Origin of the sequence: Fibrobacter intestinalis, assembly GCF_900167415.1 — a bacterium.
Lineage (GTDB): Bacteria > Fibrobacterota > Fibrobacteria > Fibrobacterales > Fibrobacteraceae > Hallerella > Hallerella intestinalis.
The window spans coordinates 45,007-56,578 of sequence record NZ_FUWU01000018.1; the positions used below are offsets into that span (position 1 = coordinate 45,007).

Sequence of the window (11,572 nt, forward strand, 5' to 3'; positions counted from 1 at the left end):
ATCACCTCAAAATCAGAAATTCAATTTCGCATCCACGCCAAGGGTAAAGCTGTAATACATAAAGGCGTGCTTGCTCGTATATTTCCAGAGGGGAATCGAAAAATAGGGTTCCACCTTGATTTTTCCCAAATCGATAACGGCCTTGGGTTGGATGGAAAAGACCATCACGTATTCGAAATCTTCGCCACCACCAATCGCGCGAACCGTTCCCGGCGTATTGCTCCCCCAAGCGCTGGAATTTCCGAAAATCCATTCAAAGGGAAATCCCAGACCGAGCTGAATCAGCCCCAGATTCAATTCCGGGCGGATAAGGAAAAGAAGCTCGTCCGCAGAATGTTCGTTAAAATCCAAAAAATACCAGGAATGCAGCCGAATCCCGAAGGATTCCCAGTTGCCGTAAAAACTGGTTCCGCCAAAAATCAGAGCCGGAGAGGGATTTTCCCCGTTTCCTAACAGATTTTTAGACCCCGCCGGAAACACGAAATTCAAAAATCCCGCCGAAGAAGGGCTTCCGTATTTAATGCCGAGAATCGGCCCCCAAAAACCCGTCGCATCCTTCATATCTTCATCGCTGCGAAATGGATAGCTGAAATTAAATTCAATGCCCCGAACCGGGCTGACCCGAATCGTCGGAATCAAATTCAACTGGAGATAGGTTTCGTCCAAAGAGGCCTTATCGCCGTCGTGATACAGATTGCTATACAAAACCGTATTCCCGGAGAGCTGCACCTGGAACGTTTTAGGAATGACTCCGAATTCGTTATTCCACGCCAAACCCAGCGCCGAAAAAGCGAGAACAAACAATAGACCTGTTTTTTTCATTGGCTACCTCATTTTCAGCCCAAAGATAATTAAATAACTCATGCACCCAGCAGAATTGACCGAGGATTTCAGGACTTTCCCCTCAAAATTCCGCCATCGCCAATTCCATTTCTTCGATTTCCCGCGGAATCGCCGCCGAAATATCCTCGCAGCCATCCGGAGTCACCAGCAAGTCGTTTTCAATGCGGATTCCGACATTTTCCGCATAGCGCACGCCAGAAAGCTCGATTTCAAAATAGCCGTAAATTCCGGGTTCATTCGAAATCAGCATCCCGGATTCAAGCGGTTTGTCCATATAGACGCGGAAAGGGTCGCCTTCGTGAATCTGTTCCCCGATAAGATGGCTGACGCCGTGCGGTCGCTTGTCGTAAAGCAGACGGCATTTGCCGCCTTTCTGCACAAAACGTTCGTCGAGTGCTTTTTCAATAAAATTCCAGACATTCGCATCCAATTCCCGCAAAAACGCTCCGGGCTTCACCTGCGAAGCGTGAAATTTTTGAGCATCCAGAACAATGGAATACAGGATTTTTTGCAGCGGGTTGAATTTTCCGCCGACGGGAACCGTTCTCGAAATGTCGCTGTGCTGCGTTCCCGCCCGGATTCCAAAGTCCATCAGCAAAAGTTTTCCGCTTTCCAAAGGCTCGTCATTTTTCACATAGTGCAAGCAGCAGGCATTTTCTCCGCAAGCCATAATCGTCGGGAAAGCCAAATCCCCGTCACTTTGCCGCTGCATCTGGTAATTCAAGAACAAAGCGGCATCCCGTTCCGTCCGAAAATTTTTCATTTCCTTCAAAAAGAGGCGAAACGCTTCGGCAGTCCAGCCCTGCGCTTTCCGGGAATCCTTCTGCTGAAAGGGATCGAGCACGACCCGCAAATCGAAATGCTTTTCCGCCAGGCTCTTTATGCGACAGGAATCGCCGAAATGCGCTTTCAATTCATCGGCGAAACGCCCGTTGTGATCCCCCGTAATCCCCCGGACGCCGTTCTTCGTCAAAAATTCCAGGAAAAAAACTTCCAGCGAATCGAGCCGCCATTTTTCCACGGACGCATCCAAATAGCGCCAGAACTCCGTCGAAGGATAAATCCTTTGAAAACCCGTCCTTTCCTTCACCTCGTCCAAGTCGTCCGAATACGCGAGCTTTCGCCCCGTCCAGAATTCCCCCAAAACGTCCTTCTTCGGCAAAAACAGCACCTCGCGTTCCCCTTCGCTTTCCGCAAGCGGATTCAGCAAAAGCTTGCAACCCGGCTGATTCAAGCCCGTCAAATACAAAAAGGATGGATCCTGGACCATCTTGTTCCCGATTTCCGTAAAGACTTCTTCGGAACCCGGATTTTGAAAAACCCCGGCAAAAAGGCCGATGGTTTCCAATTTTTTCAGCAGTTTCTTTCGGCGGGAACGATAAATTTCGGTTGCGGGCACATCGCCCGACGGTTCAATAAATACCTGAGAATAGCGATTCATGCCACAAAATCTACTTTTTTTGACGCCTAAAACGAAAACACGCCGATTTTTCTATATATATTTCCGTAGAACCAATTTTGCATGGAGCTTTTACAATGTCTTTATCTAAACTCTGGAAACTCGCCCTCGCTTCTCTTTGCGCATTCTCCCTCGTCGCTTGCGCAGGCTCCCGTCAAGGGGGCAGCGAGGACTCTGGCGAAGAATACACGGAAGAATCCGAAGGCGGTTCCGCCAAAGCCCAAAAAGTGGATGAAGGCGAACTGCAAAGAACCCAGCAAGAAGCCATGAAAATGACGGAAGAAAACCACGAGCTGCGCCGCCAGATTTTTGAAGCGAAAACCCAGCTCGGCATTTCCACGCAACCGGCCGCCGAAGAACCCGCAGCCGATGCAGAAGCCGTCCAATAATTGATGGAACAAGAAGTCCGATACCCTCTTTCCGACAATCTCAAACGGATTATCGCGGGAGAAAATGAAACGGTTTTCCGCATGGTGGAAGACCGTTTTTCCGTTATCGTCCATTCCCGCCTTTCCGGACTGCGCATCGAAGCCAAAGGGGACAAAGCCGACCTTCAAGGAGCCTTGTCCATGCTCGACCAGGTGAAAATCGCCGCCAAAAACGGCACGTTCATCTCGCCGCATTTTCTGGCGGGCCTTGCCGAAAAAAGCCCGAACGAAACTCCCTTCATTCCTCAGGAAGTCATCCTCCGGAACAAAACGGGAATTCCCGTCGTCGCCAAGACCGCATCTCAAGCGGAACTGCTCAAAGCCTGCGAAAAAAACGACGTCATCTTTGCCGACGGGCCTGCGGGAACGGGAAAGACTTTCCTCGCTGTAGCCATCGCCGTCGCCAGCCTGGAACAAAGAGAAGTGGAACGCATTTGCCTGGTGCGCCCAGCGGTCGAAGCGGGAGAATCGCTCGGCTACCTTCCCGGCGACCTCAAAGAAAAAATCGCGCCCTACCTGCGCCCCATCCAAGACAGCCTGGCCGAACTGCTGCCCGCGGAAAAATTGCGCAAATACCAGGAAAGCGGTCAAATTGAAGTCGCACCGCTCGCCTATATGCGAGGCCGAACCCTCAAGCACGCCTTCATCATTCTGGACGAAGCGCAGAACACGACCATTCCGCAAATGCAAATGTTCCTGACGCGTCTGGGTTCCCACTCCAAAGCGATTATCACCGGAGACTCTTCCCAAATCGATTTGGGTCCCAAGCAGACTTCCGGTTTTGCGCACGCCATCCGGCTTTTGTCCAAAGTCAAAGGCATCGCCCACATCCGCTTTCCGGCGACAGACGTTCTGCGCCATCCCCTGGTACGGGAAATCATTAAAGCATACGAATCCGGAGACAGAAAATGAATCATAAAACTTTGAAGCGGCATCTCTTTTTCGGATGCCTTATCGTCATTATTTTGGGAATCGTCCTGTTCCCCGACAAAAATTTGGCGCAAAAATCCGAAGTTCCCCACCTGGGGCAGATTAGCCCGCGGACCATCGTCGCCCCCATTTCTTTTGAAGTCCCCAAGTCCGCGCAGGAAATCATCAACGAAAAATCCCGCGCCGCCGACAAAGTCTATGCGGTATTCGAATACAACCACGACGAAACCGTGCGCATTCTCAACGATTTAAAATCCTACCTTTCGAGTCTTTCCCGCTATGGAACTCTCCAGGCCGAAATTTCGGCGGATACCGACGATTCGACCATGCAGATCAAAGTGCAGCAGGCCTCCCAGATTTTTCACCAGCTGACGAACCGCCTTTCCAACACGGCCGTGCAGCAGCTCTCTTCGAGCAAGCGGGCAAGGGATTCCCTGGAAAGCGCGTTCAACCGGATGCTAGATCAAGGCGTTTCCAACACGCTTCTCGCGACGAACAACACCAGCGTGCAACTTTTCCGAGACACCTACAACATCCAGGACGTCAATTACCTGCCCTATTCCAAAACCGAAGTTTCCTTTGTGCGGGACAATGAAGAACGCAAGCTGGACGCCAGCCGCATCCAGCCACGCGAACGCGCCATCGACGAAACATTCACCGACTTGCAACAGTATTTTAAAAACCAGGCGATGCAGAGCGCATTTTACGAGGCTCTCTATGTGTTCACCCTGCCCAATGTATTTTATCTGAAAAAAGAAACGGAACACCGCCGGGAACTGGCCGAAAATCAAGTGAACGCTTCCAAAGGCATGATTCCCCGCGGCATGGAACTGATTTCGCAAGGATCGATTGTCACCAAAGACGTGCTGGAACGGCTAGAAGCCATGCAGAACGCCATGCAAAAAGAAGAAGGTTCGCGGCACTTCACCGCCATCTACGGTCAAGCCATCTTTATCGCCGTCATCATTTTCCTCTTTTTCCTGTATTTTTACTACTTCCATTCCAAGCGTTTCCGCACCCGCCGCCAAATCTGGAGCATCGCCGCCCTCGCCGCCATCCAGCTTTGCGCATTTGCGGCCATTCACCATTTTGGCGCTTATATCCAGACGACCACCCCGAACCTGCCGCAGGACATCGACGTAACGTGGTTCTTCCCCTTCATCCTTTCCCCCGTCATTTCCACCGTCCTCTACGACCGGAAAATCGGCACGCTCTTCTCCATTTTTTCGGCATCCTTTTTGGGCATTCTCTCTGGCTACGACCTTTCGACAACCATTCTCGCTTTTGGAATCTGCTGGGCCGGGCTTCACAACCTGAACCGGATCCGTTACCGTTCCCAATTCATCTGGAGCATTCTGGCCGCCATCGTCGCCTTTGCCATCGCCCTTTCCATCCAACTGCTTTTGCGCAATCGCTTCCAGTGGGAAATCATCTACCCGACATTCCTCGCGGGCGTTATCAATATCGTCACGTGGAGCGCCGTCTCCTCCGTGGTGCTCATCCATTTGGCCGAACGCATTTTCGGCATCACGACCGACTTGACGCTGCTGGAGCTTTCGGACTTTAACCGCCCTGCGCTCAAAAGACTTTCCGACCTTGCTCCGGGAACCTTCCACCACTCCATTCAGGTGGCGAATCTCGCCGAAAAAGTCGCCGACGAAATCGGCGCGAACGCCCTGCTCGTGCGCACCATGGCCCTTTACCACGACATCGGGAAAACCATGCGTCCCGAATTTTTCACGGAAAACCAGAAACAGGGCATCAACCCGCACACGAGTCTCCAGCCGCGCGACTCCGCCAAAATCATTCTCAGCCATGTTACCCAAGGAATTGAACTCGCCAAGGAATTCAAGCTGCCCGAAGCCATCACCGACGGCATTGTGGAACACCACGGCACGAGCATCATCCAGTATTTCTATCAGGAAGCCAAAAAGCAGGATCCAGGAACGAAAGCGGCGGACTTCACCTATCCGGGACCCAGGCCGCAATCCAAGGAAACCGCGATACTGATGATTTCGGACGTCGTCGAAGCTTCCAGCCGCGCCATGCCCGAACCGACGCCAGAAAAACTGGAAAACCTCATTTACACGACCATCAACGCCCGGCTTAACGAAGGCCAGCTTTCCGAAAGCGGACTCAATCTGCGAGAAATTTCCCAGCTCACAAAAGTCTTTTTGCAGAGTCTTGACGGCACATACCACACCCGCGTGAAGTATCCAGCCGCAGCGCTTGCCGCAGGAAGAAGGCGTCCACAACTCCAGCCCTGACAAAATTCGAGTATTTCAAAAAAAATTGCATTTTTTCTTGGAATACCCCTTGACACGGTTTAAAATCATTTATATATTTGGGCTACCCTATTGGTGATAACACTAAACAAGGCTTGAAGTTATGAAGAAGAACATTCTTTTAGTGGCTCTCGGAGCTTTGTTGATAGTGATCGGATTTGTCTGCCTCGCCCAAGGGCCTGCGGACAACCCTGTATCACTGACGGTCGCACCGATTATTTTGGTTCTTGCCTATCTGGTTGTCATTCCTATTGGAATCTTCTGGGGTGGCAATGATCGAAAGAAGTAGGGGCGATTAGCTCAGCTGGTTCAGAGCGTCTGCCTTACAAGCAGAATGTCAGCGGTTCGAATCCGTTATCGCCCAGAAACGGGGTGGTAGCTCAATTTTGGTTAGAGCACCGGCCTGTCACGCCGGAGGTTGCGAGTTCAAGCCTCGTCCGTCCCGCTAAAAACCTCTCTTCGGAGAGGTTTTTTGTTTTAAACTCGCGCGCATTTCCGCATCCTTTCGCAAAACTTCTGCGCTTCCTTTCTTTTTCATCTGGCTGTCACGGGTTTGCCTCATGCCCACGCCTGCCATTTTGCTAATATGAATGGACTTGCCGGATTTTGCGGCAAGGATTGGAGTGCCGCGGCAAGCGTTCACGCGCACAGCGCGGGAATGGAGCGAAAGCGGAAGCACGGAAAGCCTGATTTTTGTGAAGCGGTGCGGAACAAAAAGCCGCCCGAAAAAAGGAGAAACACGATGACCAAAGTGAAATGCGGACACGCCTGTACGATAGGCGAATCGCAGTCTCGCAAGCCCGGATTGTCAAGTTTTTGCCGCTGCACTTAAATTGCTCGTCCCCCAAAACGGAGACTTCATGGAAATTCTGCCGATCAAAAACCGAGGCGAATTTAGACGCTGGCTTTCGGAAAATCATGGCAAGGAAAAAGAATGCTGGATTATCGTCCAACGGGGACGCCCTGTGGATGATGGCACTTTCTGGTACATCGACGCTGTCGAAGAAGCGCTCTGCTTCGGTTGGATCGACTGCACGACCAAAAAAACGGGACTCGGAACGGCGCAGCGTTTTGCACCACGTCGCAAAAAAAGCGTATGGTCCGAACTGAACAAAGAGCGTTGCCGCAGAATGGAAAAACTCGGCAAGATGACAGACGCGGGCAGAGCCGTTCTTTCCGATATGTCTGAAAAGGGCTTTGTCATGGACGCAGATGTGCTCGCCGCCCTTCAAGCGGACAAAAAGGCGTGGCACTATTTTTTGACTTTTCCGGTTTTATATCAGCGCATCCGAATAGACACGGTTCAAATCAAAAAGAAAAATCCAAAAGTTTTCCGTTTCCGCCTTCAAAAACTCATAGAAAACAGCAGGAACGGCGTTATGTACGGCGAGTGGAACGACAACGGACGACTTTCATATTGAAAAAGCTCGTGCCAAAAAGCAAAAATAAATTACAATCTAAAGGTTACTGCTATGTTTTGGACAAACAAATACCATTCTCCCATCGGCGGCATAACGCTAGCCAGCAACGGAACAGAACTGATCGGGCTTTGGTTCGACGGACAAAGATTTTTTGCCGACACATTGCCCGAAGAATACGAAGAAAAGGATTTGCCTGTTTTCGAGCAAGCACGGAAGTGGCTCGACATTTATTTTTCGGGAAAAGTCCCGGGTTTTACACCGCCACTTGCATTCGTCGGGATTTCGCCATTTAGAAAGCGCGTCTGGGAAATCATGCTTGACATTCCGTTCGGAGAGACTTCCACCTACGGAAAAATCGCCCAGCAAATCGCATGGGAAACGGGCAAAGCGGTCTCGGCGCAAGCCGTCGGCGGTGCGGTCGGGCACAATTCCATTTCGCTGATAATTCCCTGCCACCGAGTCGTCGGAACGAACGGCGGCCTCACCGGATACGCTGGCGGTATCGATAAAAAAATCGAACTGTTGAAAATGGAAGGCGTTGACATTTCAAAATTTGCGTTGCCGATATAAAAGAACCGTTCCCTTTTGCGCCAAGGATTGTAGGGGCTGCGCCAGCAGTTCCGAAGCGTCGCGCCGGAATGAGCGATAGCGGACCCCCGCAAAGCCTGTTTTTGTGGATCTTCGCAAAACAAAAAGGCGCCCAAATAAACCCAAACGTTCAACTCGTCGATTGCGTCGTCTCAAAACCGATTTTTGCGTACGGATTTTCAAAAACGTTTCGGCTCATTTTCCGAATCGATTTTCGGAAGTTCTGTTTGCCTCTTTTCGACGGCGCTGTCCAGAATTTCTTCCACAAATCAAATTCAAGCCGACAAACTAAAAAACGCATCGAATACAAAAACGCCGAAGAAACTCTTCGGCGCATATAAAAGACAGGGCAAAAAATTAGAAATGGATGACGCGAACGCGAATGACCTTTTCCAACTTTTTCAGCGCATCGATAATGGAATCATCGACGGAAGTTTCCACATCAATCAGATTGTATCCGATTTTGCCGTTGCTCTTGTTGCTAAAGCTTGCAATGTTGATGTTTGCGGCACCAAAGACCTTGGTGATTTCGGCAATCATGTTCGGCACGTCCTGGTTGATGACAACGACGCGGCTCTTGACTTCTGCATGCGGATAGCTGTCCAGCGGCGGAAAATTGACCGAGTTGCGCACCACGCCAAATTCCAAATAGTCCTTGAGTTCTTCGACAGCCATTACCGCGCAATTTTCTTCCGCTTCTTCGGTGCTTGCGCCAAGGTGCGGGAAAATTTTGATTTTCGGATTCTGCAAGGATTTTTTGTCGGCGAAATCCGTCAAGTAGCTCTGCAAACGGCCTTCGTCCAGCATCTTGTAAACGGTGTCCATGTTCACGATTCCGCCGCGGGCGAAGTTCATGATAATGGAGCCTTTGAATGTGGCAAGGTTCTTTTCGTTCAGCATATTTTCCGTGACGCCCTTGATGAACGGAACGTGGACGGTAATGAAATCCGACTTGGCAATCACTTCGTCGATGGTCTTCACCACCGAGACGACATTTGAAAGCTTGTGCATGTTCGCCGCGCTCGGATAGGGGTCGTAAGCGACGACGTTCATGTTTTTCCAGCGGGCATAATTTGAAACGAGAACGCCGATTTTGCCAAGGCCGATAACGCCCAGGGTCTTTCCGGAAAGTTCCGTTCCCGAGAACATTTTCTTGCCTTTTTCAATCGTTTTGTCCAAAGCGGGATCGTTCGGATCCAGATTCTTGACCCAGTTCGTCGCTTCAAAAACGTGGCGCACTTCCATGCCGAGAATCGTCATGACCAATTCGGCGACAGCGTTCGCATTGGCTCCCGGCGCATTGAATACGCAAATTCCCTTTGCGCTCGCCTTGTCGATGGTGATGTTATTGACGCCGGCACCGGCGCGGGCGACGGCCAGCAATTCGCTGAAAGAATCCGTATCGACCTGGGCGCTGCGGACAAGAATCGCTTCCGGATTTTCAACCGATTCCGAAACTTCGTAATCCTTGCCAAACAGGCACAGACCTTTCTGGGAGATATTATTCAGGGTTTTGATTTTACGCATGGTGAGTTCCTTTGTTATTATTCATTTAGATTCTTTTGCTTCCACATAACGACCGCGGCTCTTGATGAGTTCCACGAGTTCGTCCAAGGCATTTGCCTCGGGGACATTCTTTTTGACACAGGTTTTGCCCTCGAACAGATTGATGAATCCGGGGGCCCCGCCGATATAGCCGAAATCCGCATCGGCCAATTCTCCAGGACCGTTCACAATACAGCCCATCACGCCGATGGAAATGTTTTGCAAATGTCCCAGCCGGGCCTTGATTTTTCCGACGACTTCCCGAATATCGTAGAGAGTTCTGCCACAGCCCGGACAGCTGATGAATTCCGTTTTGCTCCGACGCACGCCGGCAGCCTGCAAAATGTCGAAAGCGAGAGACACGGCCATATTCTGGTCGCATTTCGATTCGACGACAACGGCATCGCCTATTCCGTCGGCGAGCAAGCTGCCAAATTCGGCTGCCGTTTTCAGCTTGTCGCTTTCCGAAGCGGAAATCCGTTTGTAAAGCAGCACCGGATTTTTCTGTTTTCTCGATTCCAAAGCCGAAACCAGCGCGCGGTTGCCCAAAACGAATTGCTCGCCCACATACGCCACCAAAGAATCCTGCGGGATATTTCTGCTTCCATCGGCAAAAGCGGCGATATCCAATTCGTCCTTAAAAGCGACTATGTTCTGCCCAGCAAAGCCGGTGAACGCAAATTCCGGAGACCGAAGTCCATTGGAAAGACTGAGAACCGGAGCCGAAACGCCAACACGCACCATTTCCGCTGCACCGATAGCGACCCCCGAATACGAAACTTTTTCCGTTTCCAGACGCTTGTAATGGTAAGGGTCCTTTGCCCAATCGGGAACGTGAAAGTTCAACGTTTTTTGCGGAAGTTCAGAAACCCGAATCAATTCTTGCGCGACAGGAACCTCGGCAACAGGATCCTCGGTCAAGGAAACGCGAATCGTATCGGCAAGGCCGTCGATTAAAAGCGAGCCGATGCCGACCGCCGACTTGAGCCGTCCATCTTCGCCAGCTCCCGCTTCCGTAACGCCAACATGGAACGGATACGGTTTGAAATGCTCTTTTTCCAATCGGGCGGCAAGCATCCGATAAGCGGCAATCGCCACGCGGGGCGTCGAAGATTTCAAGCTGACCACGACCTGATCAAAATGTTCCGCTTCGCAGACCGCCAGATATTCCATGGCGCTTTCGACCATTCCCTCGACCGTATCGCCATAACGGTAAAGCATCCGAGCCGAAAGGGATCCGTGATTGACGCCGATGCGAATCACCCGTCCGCGCTCTCTGGCCTCCCGGACAAACGGCGTAAAGGCCTCGACGACTTTTTCTTTGCCTTCTTCAAAATTTTTTTCCGCCTGCTTTTCCAAAGTGGCAATTCCCGAATCGACAAAATTGCCCGGATTGATGCGCACTTTTTCGACCCACTTGAGGGCTTCGAATGCGGCCTTCGGCTGGAAGTGGATATCTGCAGAGACGGGAACCCGACAGCCCATAGCGCGAATCTGGCGCATCACTTCTTCGAGTGCCTGGGCGTCGGCAAGAGTCGGCACGGTAATACGGACAAGACAGCATCCCGCCTGAGCCAAGGCCAAAGTCTGGCGAACGGTTTCTGCGACATCTTTGGGTTTGGTCGTCGTCATGGACTGCACGAGCACGGGGGATTCGCCGCCAATCACGGCTTCGCCAACTTGAACCCGGACCGTTTTTCTGCGAACCGGAGAGAAGCGGTTCGGCATATAGGGATAATTAAAATTTTCGGACATGGCTTCAATATAGCACTTTTTGGGATTTATATACAAAATTCCACCTCGATTTGCTTGGTTGGTGTGCTTCGACAGGCTCAGCAACCGGTTGTCGAACCATGGTTAGCAACTAGTGATCAGGAGGAGGTAGTTGGGAGTTGGAACTGATAACTGATAACCGAGTTTCCCCTTTCGCGAAGTAACATATCTCATCCCGCCCCAAAATCTAAAATTTCCCACCGCCAAGCGTGGCGGGGGATAGGGTGAAGGGAAAAGGGGCTGCCCATGAGTCTTAAGAGTTTTACTCTTTTAGACGAATTGTCCCTGGAAGGGAGCCTT

At 51.1% G+C, this 11,572-nt stretch carries 11 protein-coding genes and 2 tRNA genes; 9 read left to right on the forward strand and 4 right to left on the reverse strand.

Annotated features, from left to right (window positions below; all coding sequences use genetic code 11):
• Positions 1–12: 12 nt before the first annotated feature.
• The gene (locus tag B5D40_RS06550) at positions 13–822 is read right to left on the reverse strand and encodes a hypothetical protein (RefSeq protein ID WP_078776270.1); all 810 of its coding nucleotides are present in this window, start codon (positions 820–822) and stop codon (positions 13–15) included.
• Positions 823–904: 82 nt separating this feature from the next.
• Positions 905–2,284 carry an aminopeptidase P family protein gene (locus B5D40_RS06555; RefSeq protein WP_078776271.1) on the reverse strand — a complete coding sequence of 460 codons (1,380 nt, stop codon included), beginning with the start codon at positions 2,282–2,284 and terminating at the stop codon, positions 905–907.
• Positions 2,285–2,379: 95 nt separating this feature from the next.
• Between B5D40_RS06555 and B5D40_RS06560 the strand changes: the two genes are divergently transcribed.
• The 9 genes from B5D40_RS06560 to B5D40_RS06600 all read left to right on the forward strand — a co-directional run bounded on the left by B5D40_RS06560 (position 2,380) and on the right by B5D40_RS06600 (position 7,936).
• Positions 2,380–2,691: a hypothetical protein gene (locus B5D40_RS06560; protein ID WP_073305339.1), complete on the forward strand. Its 312-nt coding sequence runs from the start codon at positions 2,380–2,382 to the stop codon at positions 2,689–2,691.
• A gap of 3 nt (positions 2,692–2,694) precedes the next feature.
• Complete coding sequence (locus tag B5D40_RS06565; RefSeq protein WP_078776272.1) at positions 2,695–3,642, forward strand: PhoH family protein; 948 nt, start codon at positions 2,695–2,697, stop codon at positions 3,640–3,642.
• The gene (locus B5D40_RS06570) at positions 3,639–5,927 is read left to right on the forward strand and encodes an HD family phosphohydrolase (RefSeq protein WP_073305335.1); all 2,289 of its coding nucleotides are present in this window, start codon (positions 3,639–3,641) and stop codon (positions 5,925–5,927) included. Before B5D40_RS06565 ends, B5D40_RS06570 begins: the two co-directional genes overlap by 4 nt.
• A gap of 121 nt (positions 5,928–6,048) precedes the next feature.
• Positions 6,049–6,234, forward strand: a complete 186-nt coding sequence (locus tag B5D40_RS06575) for a hypothetical protein (RefSeq protein WP_073305334.1) — start codon at positions 6,049–6,051, stop codon at positions 6,232–6,234.
• Positions 6,235–6,309: transfer RNA gene (locus B5D40_RS06580), tRNA-Val, on the forward strand.
• Positions 6,310–6,314: 5 nt separating this feature from the next.
• A tRNA-Asp gene (locus B5D40_RS06585) sits at positions 6,315–6,390 on the forward strand.
• Positions 6,391–6,531: 141 nt separating this feature from the next.
• Positions 6,532–6,777 carry a hypothetical protein gene (locus B5D40_RS15265; RefSeq protein WP_143394380.1) on the forward strand — a complete coding sequence of 82 codons (246 nt, stop codon included), beginning with the start codon at positions 6,532–6,534 and terminating at the stop codon, positions 6,775–6,777.
• Positions 6,778–6,805: 28 nt separating this feature from the next.
• Positions 6,806–7,366 carry a YdeI/OmpD-associated family protein gene (locus B5D40_RS06595; protein ID WP_078776282.1) on the forward strand — a complete coding sequence of 187 codons (561 nt, stop codon included), beginning with the start codon at positions 6,806–6,808 and terminating at the stop codon, positions 7,364–7,366.
• 51 nt (positions 7,367–7,417) lie between these two features.
• Positions 7,418–7,936, forward strand: a complete 519-nt coding sequence (locus B5D40_RS06600) for a methylated-DNA--[protein]-cysteine S-methyltransferase (protein ID WP_078776274.1) — start codon at positions 7,418–7,420, stop codon at positions 7,934–7,936.
• Positions 7,937–8,311: 375 nt separating this feature from the next.
• On the opposite strand, the gene B5D40_RS06610 is transcribed toward B5D40_RS06600, so the two are convergent.
• Together B5D40_RS06610 and ispG are read right to left on the reverse strand one after the other, a co-directional pair.
• On the reverse strand, positions 8,312–9,481 hold the full coding sequence (locus B5D40_RS06610; protein ID WP_078776276.1) for a phosphoglycerate dehydrogenase: 1,170 nt from the start codon (positions 9,479–9,481) through the stop codon (positions 8,312–8,314).
• Positions 9,482–9,502: 21 nt separating this feature from the next.
• Positions 9,503–11,254 (reverse strand): (E)-4-hydroxy-3-methylbut-2-enyl-diphosphate synthase, encoded by a 1,752-nt coding sequence (gene ispG, locus B5D40_RS06615; RefSeq protein ID WP_078776277.1) that lies wholly within the window; start codon positions 11,252–11,254, stop codon positions 9,503–9,505.
• Positions 11,255–11,572: the final 318 nt, after the last annotated feature.